Origin of the sequence: Oceanobacillus sp. E9 (assembly GCF_001741975.1) — a bacterium.
GTDB classification, from domain to species: domain Bacteria; phylum Bacillota; class Bacilli; order Bacillales; family Amphibacillaceae; genus Oceanobacillus; species Oceanobacillus kimchii.
This window is the reverse complement of record NZ_LSNA01000005.1, coordinates 434,708-454,351: the sequence shown is the minus strand read 5'-3', so window position 1 is coordinate 454,351 and position 19,644 is coordinate 434,708. Positions and strand designations below refer to the sequence as shown.

Genomic DNA, 19,644 nt, shown 5'->3' with positions numbered 1-19,644 from the left:
TATATGCATATAAGAAGTTTAGTTATATTTGTTAATCGAGGTAAAATAAAAAAACCGGTAAGTTTATTTTCCGGTTTTTGGCTGATTTTATCCTATTTATTTTAATTTTTCACTTTAAAGTTTGAAGCAAGCTCAAGCATTTCTTTTGCATGATTTTTTGCAGTATCAGTAAGTTTGGTACCTGTTATCATGCGACTCAATTCATCGATTTGTTCACTTTCATTTAACTCCTGAACACTTGTATACGTTCGATTCGCTTTTTCATTTTTACGAATAAACTTATGTGTATCTGCCATTGCCGCTACTTGGGGAAGATGAGTAATACATAAAACTTGAGAATCTATAGATACTTGATGCATTTTTTCAGCAATAGCTTGCGCAACCCGTCCACTTACTCCCGTATCCACTTCGTCGAAAATAACACTGGTAATGCCTTGATGTTTCGAAAATATCTTTTTAAGTGCAAGCATAAATCTCGATAATTCTCCACCTGATGCTACTTTAGACAGGTCTTTTAACGGTTCACCAACATTCGTCGAAATCAAAAAACGGACTTTATCATACCCTTTTTTTGTTAACTTAAGTGGTGCGGCATCTTCAAAATCAATCGCAAATGATGCATTCTCTAAGTATAAATCTTTCAGCTCTTGATGTATCTCATTTACCAAGTTTTCTGCTGCCAATTTGCGTAAATGATGAAGCTGTTCGGCTTCTAACATTGCATCTTTTTCCAGTTCTTCTATTTCCGCAACTAATGCGTTAACATGTGTATCACGATTTGTAATCTGTTCTACTTCTTCATCAATTTTTGCTAAATAAGCTAACATTTCTTCTACTGTCGTTCCGTATTTGCGTTTTAACTTATTTAATTCATCTTTTCTTTGCTCTAATTCATTTAATCGTTCGGGATTATATTGAAGCTCATCTAAATGATTTCGTAATGAATATGCTAACTCCTCTAAAGCATAGAAATGGTTTGCAATTTCTTCATTTTTTTCAGTAATAAAAGGATCGACATCTTGATTACTGTCCAATGCTAATTGGGCTTGTTTAACAAAATCAAGACCACGTTGTTCGCCATATAAGGCATAATAAGCATCATTTAATGCTTTATGAAGTTTCTCATAATTTGCAAGCTGATGAATTTCTTCTTCTATTTCATTATCTTCTTCAGGCTGTAAATGTGCTTGCTCCAATTCCTGCTGTTGGAATAGTAACAAATCAAGTCTCTGTGCCATCTCTTGTTCATTATCATTTAGCTTACGATACTTACGCTTTACTGTTTCAAGCGCATCATATATTTTCCTGTATTCTGTCTTTGTCTCTTCAATTGCCTTATAATCGTACATATCTAGAAAGTCAATATGATGGTCAACATCCATTAATGACTGAGTCTCGTGTTGGCTATGAATATCGATCAATGTTTTCCCAAATTCACGTAATATTGCTAATGTAACTAACTTGCCATTAACACGACAAATACTTTTACCAGAAGAAGTAATGATACGTTGTAATACTACTTGTTCATCTTGTATTTCTATCCCAAATTCATTACCTGTACGATATATAGGATGATGGTTGTTCGAAATAAAAAACAATCCTTCAATTGTTGCTTTTTTCGTACCATGTCTGACATAGTCTACCGATCCTCTCCCACCTGCTAACAATTGAATCGCATCAATTATAATGGATTTACCTGCTCCAGTTTCACCTGTTAATACAGTTAATCCATCATTAAAAGTAATAGATATGTCATCGATAATAGCAAAATCTTGAATTGATAATTCGGTTAACACTTTTCTATCCACCCCATTGTTTCTAACTTATAACATTTCAATAAAGCGATTTTTAATCATTTCTGCTTGTTCAGGAGTTCTGCAAATGATTAAACATGTATCATCCCCACAAATTGTCCCCATAATCTCTTCCCAGTCTAGATTATCAATTAATACACCAACAGCATGCGCATTTCCAGGTAATGTGTGAAGAATAATAAAATGACTAGCATGTTCAATTTTTACAAAAGTATCAACAATAAGTCGTTTTAACTTTTGTAATGGATTGAAACGTTGGTCTGCCGGTAGACTATATTTATATTGCCCCGTTGTTGTAGGAACTTTTACTAATTGTAGTTCTTTAATATCGCGTGATACGGTTGCTTGAGTAACATTAAAATCTAACGCTTTTAAGGAGTCGACTAATTCATCTTGTGTCTCAATTATATTCTCTGTGATTAGTTCTCTAATTTTAATATGCCGCTGTAATTTACTCATGATTACACCTCCTCAGTTCCTTAACTCAAATACATATGTGCTTCTTCTATAACATGTTCGTAGGATATAGACGCATCCATATTGTATTCTTTTTCCCATCCTAAATGTAGCAGAAACTCAATATTTCCTTCTGTACCCGTAATAGGTGAGTAAGTTAAATTCAACAAAGAAAAACCGCTCTGCCTTGCGTATACTATCACTTTATCTAAGACTTCATGATGTATCGCTGGATCACGAACAATTCCTTTTTCTCCTACTTGTTCACGTTTTGCCTCGAATTGTGGTTTTATTAGTGCAATTATATCACTATTTGGTTGTAGAATCTTATTAAGGACTGGGAATATATGCTTTAAGGAGATAAATGAAACATCTATAGATACAAAATTAGGAAGACCTTCATTTAATAACTCAGGTGTAACGTCTTTAAAGTTTGTCCGTTCCATTACAATAACACGGTTATCATTTCGAAGCTTCCAATCTAATTGATTGTACCCAACATCAATTGCATAGCTTTTAACTGCGCCATGTTGTAATGCACAATCCGTAAACCCTCCCGTGGATGAGCCAACATCCATAAACAATTTACCAGATACATTTACATCAAATTCCTGCAATGCCTTGTCTAACTTTTTTCCGCCCCTACCAACATAGGGATTATCTTTATGTTTTACACGTAACGGGGTTTCACTAGAAATAATAGTTCCCGGTTTATCTATTCTATCGTTTTCTGTATAAACAACTCCAGCCATAATAGACCTTCTCGCTTTCTCAATATCCTCTACTAACTCTCGTTCTACAAGTAACTCATCAGCTCTTTTTTTCTTTTTCATTTTAATGATCTCGCTCGCTGAAATACTTTGTTAATTCGGTAAGTAAAGAATTATCTGCCCCAGCTAAATGTAGACTTTTAAAAGCTTTTTTTACATATTGATTTTTCTGCTCGATAGCGCCATCTAATCCTAATAGTTTCGGGTACGTGCTCTTTTCATTTAGTTCATCGCTACCGACAGATTTTCCAATTTTCGATATATCTCCAGTAATATCCAAGATGTCATCCTGTACTTGGAATATTAGCCCTAAATAATAGGCATAATCAGTTAAATGTTTTAACTGATTGTCTGTTGCTCCACCAAGATATGCACCAGCAAAAATGGCAAATCGAATTAACTCGCCGGTCTTCAATGCATGAATTTCTTCCATTTCATCTAATGAAACAGCTTGTTTTTCTGCTTCCATATCCAGTATTTGACCAGCAACCATCCCAGCAGGTCCACTTGCTTCAGATAAAATACGTATTAATTGAACTTTCTCATCTGAAGAGAGTAGTGCGTCCGAACTAATCAATTGAAAACTATATGTTAGTAATGCATCTCCAGCCAGTATTGCTGTAGCTTCATTAAATTGTTTGTGATTCGTTAATTTACCTCGGCGATAATCATCATCATCCATCGCTGGTAAATCATCATGAATGAGCGAGTACGTATGAATCATTTCTAATGCTACTGCTGAAGACATAACTTTATCCAGTGTTTCTCCATAAACCTCATAACTAGCAAACATTAATATCGGTCTTAGTCGCTTTCCACCAGCTTTTAACGAATATAACATGGAGTCTTTTAGATTGGTTGGAATATCTAATTGTGAAAAATAAGCATTATATGTTTGTTCTAGTTTGTCACGATATTCATCCAAATATCTTTGTAAGTTTTCATTCACGACGACGGATCCTCCTGTATATCAAAAGGCTCTAATTCTCCCTGTTCATTCATTATTTGTACCATTTTATCTTGTACATGGTTCAACTTTTCACTACAAAGTTTAGAAAGATTCATACCTTCTTGATAATATTCGATAGCTTTTTCGAGTGGAACGTCTCCTTCTTCTAATTTAGAAACGATTCCTTCTAATTTTTCTATGGCTTGTTCAAACGTTAAATCCTTCGTTGCCATTCTCTGTCGCCTCCTTAATTTCGGATACTTTTCCAACCACTTCACCATCTGCAACCTTTAATTGTATCGTATCATTTATATTCACATTTTTAACTGATTTTATTAACTCCCCGTTTTCATCATATGGTAATGCGTATCCTCTTTTCATAATTTCTAACGGGTTAACCAAACTTAATTTATCTATTTGCGAATATAATCGTTGAGAGTGTTGTTCAAGATAATTATTCATCGTCTTATTTTGAAGGGAGTGTAATTGACGTAATTTATCAAGAGCTAATTTAAGTTCCCTTTGTGGATGTTGACTGGATAGTCTTTTTTTTAAGTGATCATGTGTTAATTTGTCATCAGAAACTTTTGTTTTCATTATTCGTTGAAGATTATCCATGGTTGAATCTAATTGTTGTTCCTTTTGCTTTACTAATTGATGCGGATATTTAAACGCATAGGTTTGGCTTAATTGACGAAGTCTTGTTTTGTTCTGATTAATATATTGCTTTAACTGCTGTGCTAATTGCCTTTTTTGTATCTCTATTTTATCCATAAGTTCGATCTGGGAAGGTACTGCTAATTCTCCAGCTGCAGTTGGTGTAGGAGCACGTAAATCAGCTACAAAATCGCTTATCGTTGTATCTGTTTCATGTCCAACAGCGGATATAATTGGCGTTTTCGATTCAAAAATTGCTTTTGCAACTTCCTCTTCATTAAAACTCCACAATTCTTCAATCGATCCTCCGCCTCTCCCAACAATAATAACATCGTACGATAGATCGTCTGCTTGGTGTATGGCTCGAACGATAGATGCTGGAGCTTGATTTCCTTGAACAAGTACTGGAAAAACCGTTATTTTTACAGAAGGATAACGGCGTTTCATTGTTATGAGAATATCCTTGATTGCTGCACCAGTTGGAGAAGTGATCACGGCAATACTTTTTGGATAACGAGGAATTGATTTTTTATATTCCTCTGCAAAATATCCTTGTTTATGTAAGCTTGCTTTTAATTGTTCAAATGCTTGATACAATGAACCGATTCCGTCAGGCTCCATTTCATGAATATACAACTGATATTGACCATAAGCTTCAAATACACTGATTTCACCACGAATAAGGACGTTCATTCCATTTTCAGGTTGAAAGAGTAACTTACGATTACTGGAAGCAAACATAACCGCCTGAACACGAGCAGAATCATCTTTTATCGTCAAATACATGTGGCCTCGACTATGGTGCTTAAAATTTGAAATTTCCCCTCGTAACCAAATATCACGCAAATGTGGATCAGAGTCCATCTTCCTTTTTACATATTTAGTCAAGGCTGTTACCGTCAAATATTTATCTTTCAACGTGATTCAATCCTTTTGCAGCTTTAATTGTGTTTTTTAATAGCATGGTTATCGTCATTGGACCAACACCACGTGGTACAGGAGTTATGAAAGATGCTTTCTCTTTTGCATTTTCAAAATCTACGTCTCCAGTAAGTTTTCCATCATCCTTACGATTAATGCCTACATCAATTACAACCGCATCTTTTTTAATATAATCAGCATTAATTGCATGAGCTCGTCCCATCGCAACAATTAGTATGTCTGCCTGTTTTGTAATTTCTTGCAAGTTCTTTGTACGTGAGTGCGTATACGTAACTGTTGCATTTTCCTGTAGTAAAAGCAATCCAATTGGTTTTCCAACAATATTACTTCTGCCTATAATAACAGCATGCTTTCCTTCAAGAGAGATATCTTTTGATTGCAACATCGTTAAAATACCGTACGGAGTACATGGTATAAATGTATCTTCACCCGTCATCATTTTTCCAACATTAATAGGATGAAATCCATCTACATCTTTCGCAGGAGAAATTGCATGTATAATCTTCTGTTCGTCCATTTGATCTGGTAATGGTAACTGAACTAAAATGCCATGAACACTATCGTCGTTATTTTGTTCATCAATGATACTTAACAGTTCCTCTTCAGTAGTATCATCAGGCAGTTCAATTAAATTAGAAGAAATCCCCGTCACCGCACAGGCTTTTTCTTTTCCTCTTACATAGGATTTGGAAGCAGGGTTATCTCCAACCAATATTACTGTTAAATGTGGAGTCAGACCTTTTTCTTTTAATTCATCTACTTCTATTTTCATTTTTTGCTTTAATTCTTCAGATAATTCTTTGCCATTTAACAACGTAGTCATTGGTTTTTTCTCTCCCTTATGCAATAATTTTTGATAATACACCATTCACAAATTTCCCTGATTGTTCATCCCCAAATGTATGTGCCAGTTCGATTGCTTCGTTAATAGAAACATTTTGCGGAATATCGTCGATGTACATTATTTCTAAAATAGCCATTCGAAGTATCGTTCTTTCCACAGAAGCTATCCGATCTATTGTCCATTTTTCTAAATGTGCTGAGATCTTCCCATCAATTACGATTTTATGCTGTATAACTCCCTCAACTAACGATCTCAAGAACACATCGTTTCTTTCCTTTTCTTTTAGAGTTTCCATTACGTCTTCTAATTCCGTCTCATTAATGTCTAGCTGAAATAAGACCTGAAAAGCTTTTTCTCTTGCTTTGTGTCGATTCATTCTATTTTGACTCCTTCTAATTCCTTCATATACTGTTAAAATAATAACACGTTTCTCTTTTGCTTGGCTAGGATTCAACCATATCATATATACGATTTTAGCATATCCGATCATTTTTTAGTGAACAAAAAGAAAGCCGTAAGTAAAAGATATTTTACTTAGACGACTCTTATTGTACCCTTTTGAAGGTTAGAATATCGGATTGACCTTTTTCAACATTTTTCTCTTGTATTTTTACGTATACTGAATCATGTATGTTTGTAAATACAACTGGAGTTACTGTTGAAAATCCTTGTTTTTCTAAATAGTCTAGATTTACTTTTAATAATGGCTGTCCAGCTTCAACAAATTGGTTCTCATTAACTAACATATTGAATCCATTTCCTTTTAAATTTACTGTATCCAATCCGACATGAATTAATATTTCTTTTCCTGAATTTGATTGTACACCAATTGCATGATTGGTAGGAAAAATATTAATGATTTTTCCACCTACAGGAGAAACAATCGTTCCTTCTTTAGGAATAATTGCAAAACCCTCGCCCATCATTTTACCAGAGAACACTGGATCAGAAACATCCGTTATTGGTATCAATTGACCAGTTAATGGTGATACAAATGTTTCATCATTCATTGAACCAACATTCTCCTCGTATGTACCTCTAGTATTTACTTCTGGTTGAGGTGTCTTACCTAAAACTATATCTTGTATTTGTCCTTTGATCGTTTCGGAGCGAGGTCCAAAAATTGCTTGTATATTATTTCCCACTTCTAAGACACCTGATGCTCCTAATTGTTTTAATTTGTTTTTATTAACTTGCTCAATAGAATCAACAGATACGCGTAATCTGGTAATACAAGCATCCAAATGCGTAATATTATGTAGTCCACCTATTGCTTCTAATACTTCATATGCTAACTCATTATTCTCAGAACTTGTACTATAGATATTTTCATCAGAATCTTCTCTCCCTGGAGTTAATAGGTTAAACTTCTTAATAAAGAAACGGAATAGAAAATAGTATATTACCGCAAAGATTAACCCAAGTATAATTGCTATCCACCAAGGTTCCTGTCCAGGTAAAATACCGAAAAGAACAAAGTCAATTGCTCCCCCTGAGAAAGTATACCCTATATTTACATGAAAGAAAGTCATTAGAACAAAGGATAAACCATCTAAAATTGCATGGAGCAGAAACAATAATGGTGATACAAACATAAATGAAAATTCAAGAGGTTCTGTAATTCCTGTTAAGAAAGAAGTAAGTGCACCTGAAATAAGTAACCCAGCAACTAATTTCTTTTTAGCTGGTTTAGCAGCATGATACATCGCTAAAGCTGCAGCCGGTAAACCAAACATCATAATTGGAAATTCTCCAGCCATAAAGTTTCCAGCTGTGAATTCCACTCCATCTTTTAATTGTGCAAAGAAAATTGTCATATCCCCCCGCACAATATTACCTGCTTCAGTCGTATAAGATCCAAATTCATACCAAAAAGGCGCATGAAAAATGTGATGAAGTCCAAACGGAATTAATAATCGCTTAATTAATCCAAATAAAAACACTGCTACATACGTTCCCTCTTCGATTAGCCAATAAGAGGCACCATTCATAGCTTCTTGTACCGGGGGCCAAATAAACATTAACAATATGCCTATAACAAATGAAGCTCCAGCAGTAGCTATTGGAACAAATCGTTTCCCAGCAAAAAATCCTAAGAAAGATGGCATCCGAATATCGTGAAATCGATTGTAACAAAATGCAGCAATCAGACCGACAATAATTCCACCAAATACTCCTGTTTGTAAAGTTGGGATACCTAAAACAGTAGCAAAACTTGGATCAGATTCAATCATTTTAGAAGTTACACCAATCCAAGATCCCATCACTTGATTTAAAACCAGATAACCAACTAATGCAGCTAATCCAGCCGCACCATCACTTGCTAACCCTATAGAAACACCAATGGCAAATAGTAATGGTAAGTTATCAAAGATAATACCACCTGCATCTTCCATTACGGTGGCAACTAGCTGAATCCAATCCATTTGAAGAAAAGGAAGGTACTCTAACATCGTATCCTGTTGTAATGCATTCCCAATACCTAGTAATAAGCCAGCAACTGGCAACAATGCAACTGGTAACATAAGAGCTTTTCCTATTTTTTGTAATACACCAAATACTTTCTTAAACATTTTTATCGCCCCTCTAGCAAGTACGGTAAAACATAAAAAAGCATGAGCATCAATTGCAAACAATTGTTAAGTTGGTTAACTTAACGATTGTGCATGTATTTACTCATGCCTCATTGTATCAGTAGCACTTCATCTATCTATTCATATTTTTGATAAAGACGTTGTAAATGCATCGTCAAATAAACAGCTTCTGCCTCATATACTGGTTTTTTAATTGTTTGTTGCATAATTTTCATTAATTTCCAGCTCAAATTATAACATATTGGATATTCCGTTTTCAGTAACTCTGCAATTTTTTTTGGTTCTTGTACAACTTCTCCTTTTACCAATCGATCAATGGTATATCGGATATGACGAACCAATCGGATATATTCAATACCTGCTCGGTCAATCTCAATATTTAATTTACTCTCAATTAGATCAATTAATTGTGTAATTAATTGAGAGTATCGATTAACGTCTGATATTTTTTTATTGTAAATAGCACTATGTACATGTAACGCAATAAAACCAATTTCTCCATCCGGTAAACTAATCTCTAATTGTTGGTTTAAAAAATCAACAATATCTGAGGCAATTTCAAATTCGAAAGGATAAAGGATTTTCGTTTCAGATAAGAATGGATTTATAATTGCCATCCCTTTCTCTAAACGATTAATTGCAAATAAAAGGTGGTCCGTTAAAGCAACATGGACTTGTTCATTTAATATTTCACTAGACCTTTTTTGAATCATATCAATGGAATCAATTATTTTTTGAAGTAAATAATCATCTATCTGAGGTACTATTTTTTTGTATTGATCTTGTTGTTCTTGATCTCGTAAAACAAATAATTTCTCAACAAATTCTTCTTTGATAGTATCATTCTTTTTATAATGAAAACCTATACCACTACCAATTAATACCACTTCATTTTGATAATTATCTAAAGCTATTAATACATTATTATTCAATGGCTTCTTAACTATAAAATCAGACATATTACCTTTCTCCCATAACAATCTTTGAATAAGTATAATTGTAACATAAAAGAAAGAAATTTATAAAAATTATTAAGCTTATTTATAAAAAACACAGGTCATATTTGGATGACCTGTGTTTATAGACTATTTACTCGGAATCTTCTACTTCATCTTCCATGTGTATACCGACAACATGAACATTTATTTCTTGTAAGTCAATGGCTGTCATAGAAAAGATGGTTTGACGAATATTCGTTTGTAAATCCTGCGCTACTTTTGGAATAGGTTGACCAAATTTCAAAATAACATAAATGTCAATGGAAACTCCGTCTTCTTTTAATTCTACTTTTACACCTTTACTGTGTGATTTTTTTCCGAAACGTTCAGCAACGCCTGAAGCAAAGTTACCTCTCATTGCATATACTCCTGGTATTTCCGTAGCTGCTATTCCAGCAATTACTTCTAATACTTCAGGTGCAATCTCTACCTTCCCTAATTCATTTTGATCACTTACTTCTAATAATGGTTGTTCACTCATTGCATTCACTCCTTATTCGGAATCATCTGTTTCTTGCAAAATCGGATATTCAGTAAGGAAATTGGTATTAAAATCACCTTCTTGAAATATTGGGTGATTCATAATTTGATAGTGAAAAGGAATTGTTGTAAAGACTCCTTCAACAACAAATTCATCTAATGCTCGTTTCATCTTACTAATTGCTTCTTCTCTAGTTGAAGCGTATGTTATTAACTTTGCAATCATCGAATCATAATATGGTGGAATTCGATATCCACTATACGCACCAGAATCAATCCGCACTCCTAATCCACCAGGTGGTAAATACATTTCGATCTCACCGGCAGATGGCATAAAGTTTTGGTATGGATTTTCTGCATTAATGCGACATTCAATAGCCCAGCCTTCCATCGTTATATCTGACTGATCAACAGATAACTTTTCACCATTTGCGACATTAATTTGTTCTTTAATTAAATCAATACCCGTTACCATTTCAGTTACAGGGTGCTCTACCTGTATTCTAGTGTTCATTTCCATAAAATAAAACTCATTTGTTTTCCTATCAAAAATATACTCAATGGTACCAGCACCAACATATTCTACTGCTTTAGCTGCTTTTACAGATGCTTCTCCCATTTTAGCACGAATGGATTCATTTAGTGCAGGAGAAGGTGATTCTTCAATTAATTTCTGTAGCCTTCGTTGAATTGAGCAATCTCTTTCTCCAAGATGAACAACATTACCATGAGTGTCAGCAAGTATTTGAATTTCAACATGACGAAAATCTTCAATGAATTTCTCCAAGTAAACTCCTGGATTTCCAAAAGCTGTTTCTGCTTCTTTTTGCGTTATCTCCATTCCTTTGACAAGGTCTTCTTCGTTATGAGCAACACGAATTCCTTTTCCGCCACCACCAGCAGTAGCTTTGATAATAACAGGATAGCCAATATCATTAGCCACTTCGATTGCATCTTCTATTGTATCGACAATACCTTCTGAACCTGGAACAACGGGTACATTGGCATTTTTCATTGTTTCTTTTGCAACATCTTTGATTCCCATTTGTTGAATTGCTTTTGGAGTAGGGCCAACAAAAGTGATATTACAAGCTCTGCATATCTCTGCAAAATCAGCATTTTCAGCTAAAAAACCATATCCTGGATGAATAGCATCAACTCCTGTTAATGTGGCTACACTCATGATATTCGTTATATTTAAATAGCTGTCTTTACTTAATTTTGGACCAATACAATATGCTTCGTCGGCTAATTGTACATGTAGAGATTCGCTATCGGCTTCTGAGTATATGGCAACCGTTTCGATATTCATTTCTTTACAAGCACGAATAATACGAACCGCGATTTCCCCTCTATTAGCTATTAATAGCTTCTTAATCAATTATTCCATCCCCTTACTTCTTTACTCTGAATAATGGTTGTCCATACTCAACGAGTTCTCCATTCTCAACCAATATTTCCACGATTTCTCCTGATACTTCTGCTTCGATTTCATTAAACAGTTTCATTGCTTCGACAATACAAACAACACTGCTAGGATCCACTTTTGTTCCCTTGCTCACAAAAGCATCTTTCTCCGGTGATGAAGCGGAATAAAATGTACCAACCATCGGTGAAGTAATTTCATAATCATAATCTACTTGAGCACTTGATGATTCTTTTGTTGCCTCTTTCGTTTCTTCAGCTCTCATTTGCGGTTCTTTCTCCACAGTTGGTTGACTAGTAACTTCTGTTATAGTAGGACTTGGCTGTGATACTTGTTGTTGATTACTAAACTTTTTCATCGATATATTTGTCCCATTTGTTTCATATGAAAATTCTGTTATAGATGATTCATCGACCATTCTAATTATTTCCCTTAACTCTTCTACATTTAACATAACCGGCACTCCTCGCTTGTATTTTATCTACATCTTTTGTTCAAGCTTTTACGATTAGGTACTAATATTACCTCTTAATATATTACGATACAATCAGGGTAAACATCAAGTAAATCTATATTTTCTAACAATTTAACTTAATTATATCAGTAATAAAAATGCTTTGCCATGAAGGAATCCACGTGTCCTTTATGCGGATAAATAATTATATATAACCATAAAAAAACGACGGAAGAAAACATCCGTCGATTAGCTAGAGCTAAAAATCTTACAATTATTCTCCTGTGGTAGGTTGGAAATTAACTTCAGTCGTAATATCCCTACCAAATTCATCTCGAACCATTTGCATAATATTTACAGCTTCTTCGTCTGATAGTTCTTCCACTTTTACATGTACATGAACTTTATCACCATCTGTGCGAACAAGAACATCTTCATAACCAGTTGCACCTAGTATTTGTTCTTGTAAAATATTCTCTTTTGAGGATAATTCTTCTAATTGATCAATTTCTTTTAATGCTTCATCTTTCTCTTCCGCACTAGAAGATCCCGAAGCTACTACATCTGTTAAACGACTCTTTTGCTTACTTCGCTCATCTTGAACTTCCATTCGAATAGTTGTAAATACTTCATCACTTCCAACATTATTAGTACTTTCTATTTCAGCATTTTCCTCTCCATCTGTAGGAGCAGTTGTTTCCTCTGAACCACCTTGTCCATCATCAATAAAAGCTAAATCGTCACCATTTGGAGAGAAGATGTAGAAAACACTAAGAACAACCATTAGACTAAGCATTGTTAATAACCATACAGTTTGTTTTTTTAACATATAAATTCCTCCTTAATTTTTTGGCATTACTGAAATTTTATGCGTAGGAACATCAAGTACACGTGAAACTGCTTCTATTACTTGATTTTTTAAAGATGGTGTTTCAGCCCCTTTTGCAACAACGAATACTCCTCTAACCTCTGGTTGTTTTGTTTGTACAAGTAGTGGTATTTCTTGATCACCACTACGAAACAAAACTACTTGACTCTCTTCAGTTTGATCTTCAACTACTCTAGAGCCACCATTTTGATCTGTCTCATCTGTAGTTTGTTGACCTCTCGTTTGATTCTTTTCATAAATTTGTTCACTTGTCGCATCAAGGTTTACCATTACTTCAGCATCATTCACACCTTGTATTTTGTTGAGCATCGTGGCCAATTGACCAGACAACTCTTGTTCCAATTCTGAAATATCAGTCCCCGCCATTTCTTCTTCTCCTCCGGTTGGTTCTGATTGGTCGCTTGGTGGTTCTTGACTGATTTCTGGTTCTTCACTCGATGAGAACATATTACTTATAAAAAGCAGTAACAATCCTGTTAAACCTAATATTATTAAATAACCAATTTTCTTAGATGGCTTCTTGTCCTTATTTTCCTTATCATTTTGTTCATTGTTCGGCCTGAAAAAAGAATCTATTTTATTTTTCAAGATGTCCCTCCCTCCCAATAAACGGTTACTTTTTTATCAGTAATTTCCCATAATTCCATAAGAAGCATCTCCATTTCCGAAAAATCCATCTTCGGAGGTGTTTTCTCCGAATTTGAATCAATTACCACATCTTCAACTGTATCCACCGCTCCCTCCCCTTGTTCAGCTTCTTTAATAAATACAATGACTTCTGTAAGATCCTCAAAGGTAACTTCACTCTTCTCTGTAAATCGGAATTCGATGTCTTCTACCATCATGTTATATTCCTCCTTTAAGGGGTCCTCGGCAACATTTTCCAATTGGACAGCCATTTGTTCTAAAATATATGCATCTTGACTCGCTTCTATTTCATTTTTTTGAAATTCTATCTGATTTTCTAAAGAATCAGTTGAATTATATTGTTGTTCCATTTCACTGATAGAACTTGATATGACAGTATCTATATCTGTATTGAATAAGTGAAAAACTGGTTGTAAAATAATTAAAATTAATACCAATCCGGTTACTAAACGAACATATTTTTTAAGATCATTTGCAGGAATAAGTAAATCAATGATAGATGCTATTATAATAAATATGATAATTTGAGTTACCCAATCGATTAGTATATTCATTGATTCTATCTCCCTATCGTAAAAGTATGGTAAGGTTACTGGCCGCCACAATAATTACAATTGCCAAGAGAAACATAAGTGATACGGCTAATAAACAAGCGAGAATGTAAAGGATGTACGTACTGATTGTATTTAATGCTTGTACAATTGGCCCACCGCCGATCGGTTGTAATACAGCAGCAGCAATCTTATAAATTAACGCTATAGCAGCAACTTTTATTGCAGGAAATGCAACAATAAATAATATAACTACTAGACCAGCAATCCCTAACGCATTTTTTAAAATTAATGATGCACTCAAAATGGTATCTGCTGCGTCAGTAAATGTGCGACCAACAACAGGAATAAAATTACCGGTAACGAATTTTGCAGTTTTCATTGCAACCCCATCTTGAATGGCTGATGCGGTTCCTTGGACAGAAATAACGCCTAAAAAAATAGTCAGAAATACCCCGAGTGTACCTAAAGCTACAGATTTAAAAAGATTGGCTAAATGAGTAACTTTGTAATTTTCATTTAAACCACTAATAATAACTAGCATCGCCGCCAAGAATAATAGTGGCAAAACAAATACTGAAATAAAGACACCACTAAAATTAATCAGAAAAATAATTATGGGATGAAAGAAGGATATCGAAACAACATTTCCAAAACTAGCCATCATTCCTAAAACAAGTGGTAGTAGTGCAATCATAAAACCTTTCATGGTATCAATCGCTTCTTTTGTATAGGAGGTTGCTAAATAAAAACTATTCAACACTAGAAAAATTAATACTAAGAATATAACGAAATAGGCCACTCGACTAACTGTTGTCTTTTCAAATGCGGATTGCATCGATTGTAAAATAACAGCAAATAAAGTAAGCATAAGCAAACTACCTAATAATTTTCCATTTAGAATCAACTCGTGAAAAAGGTAATGCAGGAATTGTGTAAGGATATCCTTGATAGAAAAAGAGTTTATATCTTTTATAAATTCGTAAAAACTTGTTTTTTCTAAATCTGGTATAGCTTGTCCATATTCATCGACAATTTCCTCCCAATAGGTCTGAACCCCCTCTATTGATATTTCATCTAGTAATGCATCCTTTAATTCTATAGTCGGGATTGGTTCAGCAGAAATAGGAGCTTGTCCAATAAACATAAACAATATAGTGAAGAGAATCACACGAATTCCTGTTGAATACTTCATTCACTTCAATTGCTCCCTTCAGGCTTGATATTTTTAGACATTTGGTAAAAAGCCAACAATTGCTTCAATAACTGTAGTTATGATAGGAACTGCTAATAACAATATAAATATCTTCCCTGCTAGTTCAATATACTTTGATACCGAATCTAGCCCTGCGTCCTTTGTAAGATGTGATCCTATTTCTGCAATATATGAAATGCCAATAATTTTTAAAATCGTATTCAGATAGAGCGTTTGGATATTCGCCTGATTTCCTAAGGAACGAATTGTTTCGAAAATAATTTGAATTTGTTGAATTACGGAAAAAAATATAATGATCCCTGTAATTAAAATTAAGAAAAATGCAAGTGATTTATTAACTTCTTTTAGTAAAATGTAAAGAATTGCTGCCACAACACCTAATAATACAATTTGGAGTATATCCATTAGAAAGCCCCTTAGAATAAAAATACCGATTTAATTTGTTGGAATAAATCTGATAATCCATTTACGACAATAACAAGGACAATGATAAAACCGATTAATGTCGCAAACTGAGCAATTTCTTCTTTACCCATTTGTTTCAAGATTGTATGAATGAGTGCTACTATTATTCCAATCCCTGCAATTTGGAATAGTATCGATGCGTCTAAAAACATGCATTTGCCCCTTTCTTCCCACCCATCGAGATATGATGATAACTTAAATAAATAGCAATACTAAAAACAGGCCACATAGAATCCCTAGTGTTTTAGATAACTTTCCATAATGTTGATAAGCATCTTGTGCTTCACTCAACTGGGTTTCTAAATAAACTTTTGTTAGATGGATATGCTTTTGTTGTTGTTCAATATCGTGTTGTCCTAACGATTTTCCAAATTGAAGTAAGATTTCTTCATCACTAGATTGCAATGCAGAATTTTTTAGTAATAGACTTACTTGTTTTTCCCAAATTTGATCAAAATCAAATGGTATTTTATCCATTTGTTCAGCCATACCTTGAAAAAACAAACGAATCGGCTCAGGACTTTTTTTGGAAATAATTAAAAAAGCAGCTTGTAATGAAACTTGACTATATACCATTTCTGCTTCTAATACTTGTAAAGCATTAATCACTTGTCGTATATGTTTTGGTCGTTGCTTCAGTCCATTACTCCATTCAAATCCGATGGTGGTTGCTGTCCCGATTAAAAGCAGTGCTCCAATCCACTTCATGTATAGGACTCCTCTTTGACAATTTAATTTCATCACCAGCAGAATTATAAACTTTTTGTATCTTACCAATGTTTGTCCCTTTTCCCAGTAAAATATATCGTTCAAATACCTGCTGTTCGATTAACTTTTGCATAGATGGTCGACTATTTAAATCATCCCATTGGTTGGCGTGAGCGGTACAAATAATGGTTACACCAGTATGAATAGCTTCTAATAATGCATCTACATCATGATCGGTCCCGATTTCATCGACAACAATAATATCTGGTGACATCGAACGGACCAGCATCATCATTCCTTCTGCCTTTGGACAGGCATCCATAACATCAGTCCGAGTTCCTACATCATGTTGAGGAATACCTTGTAATGACGCAGCAATTTCAGACCTTTCATCCACTATTCCAACCTTTTTTGACCTATTCATCGGTTGATCTATCGTTGCAATCATCCTGGTTAAATCACGAATCATTGTTGTTTTTCCGGATTGTGGGGGACCAATAACCATGGTATTAAAATAGTAGTTATTTTGGTTAATATATCGAAACACCTCTATTGCAGCATTCCGTTTTTCCTTTGCAATACGGATATTAAAACAGGATATATGCTGTAATGCCTTGACACCTTTTCCTGAAGTATTTACCCTACCAGCAATTCCAATTCTATGACCACCTTCTATGGTTATATATCCTGATCGTAGTTCATCTTCCATGCGATATAGAGAGTATTCACTTATTTGATTTAATAAATAATTGCCATCACTTTTTTGAGGTATTGTATCTTTAAGCCACTTTGTGTCTTTATCAAATATCAATTCGATAGGTCTTCCTATTCGAATTCTAATCTCTTGAAGTTCTTCTTCATTATGGATAATTTTTTCTTTTATACGGCGCTGTAAATGTATAGGGAAGAGTCGTAAGATCTTGTCCATAATATTTCCTCATCTCTACATAATCTTTATACTAAATGTATGTGATAGAAGATATAATATGACCAATTGGAAGTAACCTTGTTTTATATGGACTAAAAAAAGCCTTAAAAAGTCATTAAGACTTTTTAAGGCTTTAGAAGATATATACTTAAGCTCTAGATACGTATTTACCGTCGGATGTGTTGATAACTAATACATCACCCTCGTTTACAAAGAATGGAACTTGAACAATCAATCCTGTTTCAAGTGTTGCGGGTTTGGATCCACCACTCGCAGTATCTCCTTTAATACCAGGTTCTGTTTCCGTTACTGTTAGTTCAACATTATTCGGTAGATCTACACCTAGAATCTCATTCTCATAGCTAATGATAGAAACTTCCATATTCTCTTTGATAAATTTTAACTGTTCTTGGATTTGTTTACCTGGGATTTCTATTTGGTCATACGTATTCGTATCCATAAATGCATGTGCATCTCCAGAAGCATAAAGGTACTGCATTTTACGATTTTCTATATGTGCTTTGGCAACTTTTTCACCTGCACGGAACGTTTTTTCTTGAATATTACCGCTTCGTAAATTGCGTAGCTTAGATCTTACAAAAGCAGCACCTTTTCCTGGCTTCACATGTTGAAATTCGATGACTTGCCAGATATCATTGTCTACTTCAACTGTAAGTCCTGTCTTAAAATCATTTACTGAAATCATTCTTGTTCCTCCCTATGTATGGGTATTAAAGCTGAATCAATTCTTTTGGAGCAAAAGTTAACCGCTCGTTTCCTGTATCGGTTATCACGATATCATCCTCGATACGACAACCTCCAAGTCCTTGTACGTATATCCCTGGTTCTACGGTGACTACCATTCCAGGTTTTAAAATTATATCAGATCGGTAAGATAATCCAGGGCTCTCATGAACCTCTAATCCAAGTCCATGTCCTGTAGAATGTCCAAATTGCTCTCCGTAACCCTTCTCTGAAATATAATCTCTTGTGAGACTGTCAGCTTCTTTACCAGTAATTCCTGGTCTTGTACCTTTCACTCCACGAAGGTTCGCCTCTAATACTATATCATATATTTGCTTTAGTTCGACAGATATTTCTCCTACTGCTACCGTTCGAGTAATATCGGAACAATAACCATTATACAAGGCACCAAAATCTAAAGTAACAAGTTCACCAGATGCGATTTTTTTATCGGAAGCAACACCATGCGGCAAGGCAGATCGATGTCCAGATGCTACAATGGTGTCAAAACTAGAAGAAGTTGCCCCTTGACGACGCATAAAGAATTCCAATTCGTTTGAAATCTCAATTTCAGGCACCCCAGGTTTGATATAGTTTTGAATATGAGAAAATGCATCATCGGCAATTTTAGCAGCTTTTTTCATCACTTCTAATTCATCCGGTGTTTTGAACATGCGCAATTCTTCAATCCAGCCACTTACAGGAACAAGTTCAGCAGAAAAAGATTCTTGGTAAGATAAATACTCTGAGTATGTTGTATAATCCTTTTCAAACCCTAATCTTTTTACATTATTTTCACTAACTAATTTACTAACTTCCTTTGCTATTCCACCTTTATGTTCTACGATATCAAAACCTGAGGCTTGAGAAGAAGCTTGTTCTGTATATCTAAAATCTGTGATAAATACTGCTTTATTCGCAGTAATCAAAGCAGTACCCGCACTCCCAGTAAAACCTGTAATATACCGTCTGTTATACGGACTATTAATGATTATAGCTTCAACATTATGTTCTTCCATACGACTTCTTAATTGTTCTACTTTAGTCAATTCTCCCATCCTCCTATGTAGTCAGAAAACTATCTATTTTTGTATTTTAGTTTAACACAAAA

23 protein-coding genes are annotated in these 19,644 nt (G+C 34.5%); all 23 read right to left on the bottom strand.

From position 1 onward, the window contains the following. Positions 1 to 101: 101 nt before the first annotated feature. Positions 102 to 1,796 carry a DNA repair protein RecN gene (gene recN, locus AQ616_RS05940; protein ID WP_069685269.1) on the bottom strand — a complete coding sequence of 565 codons (1,695 nt, stop codon included), beginning with the start codon at positions 1,794 to 1,796 and terminating at the stop codon, positions 102 to 104. A 27-nt stretch (positions 1,797 to 1,823) separates the two neighbouring features. Then, on the bottom strand, positions 1,824 to 2,273 hold the full coding sequence (gene ahrC / locus AQ616_RS05935; RefSeq protein ID WP_011066272.1) for a transcriptional regulator AhrC/ArgR: 450 nt from the start codon (positions 2,271 to 2,273) through the stop codon (positions 1,824 to 1,826). A 20-nt stretch (positions 2,274 to 2,293) separates the two neighbouring features. Beyond that, positions 2,294 to 3,103 (bottom strand): TlyA family RNA methyltransferase, encoded by an 810-nt coding sequence (locus tag AQ616_RS05930; protein WP_017796990.1) that lies wholly within the window; start codon positions 3,101 to 3,103, stop codon positions 2,294 to 2,296. A 1-nt stretch (position 3,104) separates the two neighbouring features. Next, the gene (locus AQ616_RS05925; RefSeq protein WP_069685268.1) at positions 3,105 to 3,989 is read right to left on the bottom strand and encodes a polyprenyl synthetase family protein; all 885 of its coding nucleotides are present in this window, start codon (positions 3,987 to 3,989) and stop codon (positions 3,105 to 3,107) included. Then, positions 3,986 to 4,222 (bottom strand): exodeoxyribonuclease VII small subunit, encoded by a 237-nt coding sequence (locus AQ616_RS05920; protein ID WP_017796992.1) that lies wholly within the window; start codon positions 4,220 to 4,222, stop codon positions 3,986 to 3,988. Before AQ616_RS05920 ends, AQ616_RS05925 begins: the two co-directional genes overlap by 4 nt. After that, entirely contained in the window at positions 4,197 to 5,564 is a 1,368-nt protein-coding gene (xseA, locus tag AQ616_RS05915; protein ID WP_084822435.1) for an exodeoxyribonuclease VII large subunit, read from the bottom strand. Before xseA ends, AQ616_RS05920 begins: the two co-directional genes overlap by 26 nt. After that, positions 5,554 to 6,411, bottom strand: coding sequence for a bifunctional methylenetetrahydrofolate dehydrogenase/methenyltetrahydrofolate cyclohydrolase FolD (gene folD / locus AQ616_RS05910; RefSeq protein WP_069685358.1), 858 nt, complete (start codon positions 6,409 to 6,411; stop codon positions 5,554 to 5,556). Before folD ends, xseA begins: the two co-directional genes overlap by 11 nt. 16 nt (positions 6,412 to 6,427) lie before the next feature. Further along, positions 6,428 to 6,808, bottom strand: coding sequence for a transcription antitermination factor NusB (gene nusB / locus AQ616_RS05905; RefSeq protein ID WP_017796995.1), 381 nt, complete (start codon positions 6,806 to 6,808; stop codon positions 6,428 to 6,430). Between the two features lie 169 nt (positions 6,809 to 6,977). After that, entirely contained in the window at positions 6,978 to 9,005 is a 2,028-nt protein-coding gene (gene ptsG / locus AQ616_RS05900; protein ID WP_017796996.1) for a glucose-specific PTS transporter subunit IIBC, read from the bottom strand. A 137-nt stretch (positions 9,006 to 9,142) separates the two neighbouring features. After that, positions 9,143 to 9,985 (bottom strand): glucose PTS transporter transcription antiterminator GlcT, encoded by an 843-nt coding sequence (gene glcT, locus AQ616_RS05895; RefSeq protein WP_069685267.1) that lies wholly within the window; start codon positions 9,983 to 9,985, stop codon positions 9,143 to 9,145. Positions 9,986 to 10,115: 130 nt separating this feature from the next. Further along, a complete protein-coding gene (locus AQ616_RS05890) occupies positions 10,116 to 10,505 on the bottom strand; it encodes an Asp23/Gls24 family envelope stress response protein (protein WP_017796998.1) in 390 nt (129 codons plus the stop codon). Between the two features lie 12 nt (positions 10,506 to 10,517). Further along, complete coding sequence (accC, locus tag AQ616_RS05885) at positions 10,518 to 11,885, bottom strand: acetyl-CoA carboxylase biotin carboxylase subunit (RefSeq protein WP_017796999.1); 1,368 nt, start codon at positions 11,883 to 11,885, stop codon at positions 10,518 to 10,520. A 13-nt stretch (positions 11,886 to 11,898) separates the two neighbouring features. Beyond that, the gene (accB, locus tag AQ616_RS05880) at positions 11,899 to 12,384 is read right to left on the bottom strand and encodes an acetyl-CoA carboxylase biotin carboxyl carrier protein (RefSeq protein WP_069685266.1); all 486 of its coding nucleotides are present in this window, start codon (positions 12,382 to 12,384) and stop codon (positions 11,899 to 11,901) included. A gap of 274 nt (positions 12,385 to 12,658) precedes the next feature. Continuing rightward, positions 12,659 to 13,213, bottom strand: coding sequence for a SpoIIIAH-like family protein (locus AQ616_RS05875; protein ID WP_017797001.1), 555 nt, complete (start codon positions 13,211 to 13,213; stop codon positions 12,659 to 12,661). Positions 13,214 to 13,225: 12 nt separating this feature from the next. Next, on the bottom strand, positions 13,226 to 13,861 hold the full coding sequence (gene spoIIIAG / locus AQ616_RS05870) for a stage III sporulation protein AG (protein ID WP_017797002.1): 636 nt from the start codon (positions 13,859 to 13,861) through the stop codon (positions 13,226 to 13,228). Then, entirely contained in the window at positions 13,858 to 14,475 is a 618-nt protein-coding gene (gene spoIIIAF / locus AQ616_RS05865; protein WP_017797003.1) for a stage III sporulation protein AF, read from the bottom strand. The genes spoIIIAG and spoIIIAF overlap by 4 nt, the downstream gene beginning before the upstream one ends. 13 nt (positions 14,476 to 14,488) lie before the next feature. Then, positions 14,489 to 15,667, bottom strand: coding sequence for a stage III sporulation protein AE (gene spoIIIAE / locus AQ616_RS05860; protein WP_017797004.1), 1,179 nt, complete (start codon positions 15,665 to 15,667; stop codon positions 14,489 to 14,491). Between the two features lie 33 nt (positions 15,668 to 15,700). After that, the gene (gene spoIIIAD, locus AQ616_RS05855; RefSeq protein WP_017797005.1) at positions 15,701 to 16,093 is read right to left on the bottom strand and encodes a stage III sporulation protein AD; all 393 of its coding nucleotides are present in this window, start codon (positions 16,091 to 16,093) and stop codon (positions 15,701 to 15,703) included. An 11-nt stretch (positions 16,094 to 16,104) separates the two neighbouring features. Beyond that, positions 16,105 to 16,305 (bottom strand): stage III sporulation protein AC, encoded by a 201-nt coding sequence (gene spoIIIAC, locus AQ616_RS05850; protein WP_017797006.1) that lies wholly within the window; start codon positions 16,303 to 16,305, stop codon positions 16,105 to 16,107. 43 nt (positions 16,306 to 16,348) lie between these two features. Beyond that, positions 16,349 to 16,861: a stage III sporulation protein SpoIIIAB gene (gene spoIIIAB, locus AQ616_RS05845; RefSeq protein ID WP_069685265.1), complete on the bottom strand. Its 513-nt coding sequence runs from the start codon at positions 16,859 to 16,861 to the stop codon at positions 16,349 to 16,351. Further along, positions 16,806 to 17,789, bottom strand: a complete 984-nt coding sequence (spoIIIAA, locus tag AQ616_RS05840) for a stage III sporulation protein AA (RefSeq protein ID WP_069685264.1) — start codon at positions 17,787 to 17,789, stop codon at positions 16,806 to 16,808. The genes spoIIIAB and spoIIIAA overlap by 56 nt, the downstream gene beginning before the upstream one ends. Before the next feature lie 148 nt (positions 17,790 to 17,937). Then, positions 17,938 to 18,495 carry an elongation factor P gene (gene efp, locus AQ616_RS05835; protein ID WP_017797009.1) on the bottom strand — a complete coding sequence of 186 codons (558 nt, stop codon included), beginning with the start codon at positions 18,493 to 18,495 and terminating at the stop codon, positions 17,938 to 17,940. Between the two features lie 25 nt (positions 18,496 to 18,520). After that, positions 18,521 to 19,582 carry a M24 family metallopeptidase gene (locus AQ616_RS05830; protein WP_017797010.1) on the bottom strand — a complete coding sequence of 354 codons (1,062 nt, stop codon included), beginning with the start codon at positions 19,580 to 19,582 and terminating at the stop codon, positions 18,521 to 18,523. Between the last annotated feature and the right edge of the window lie 62 nt (positions 19,583 to 19,644).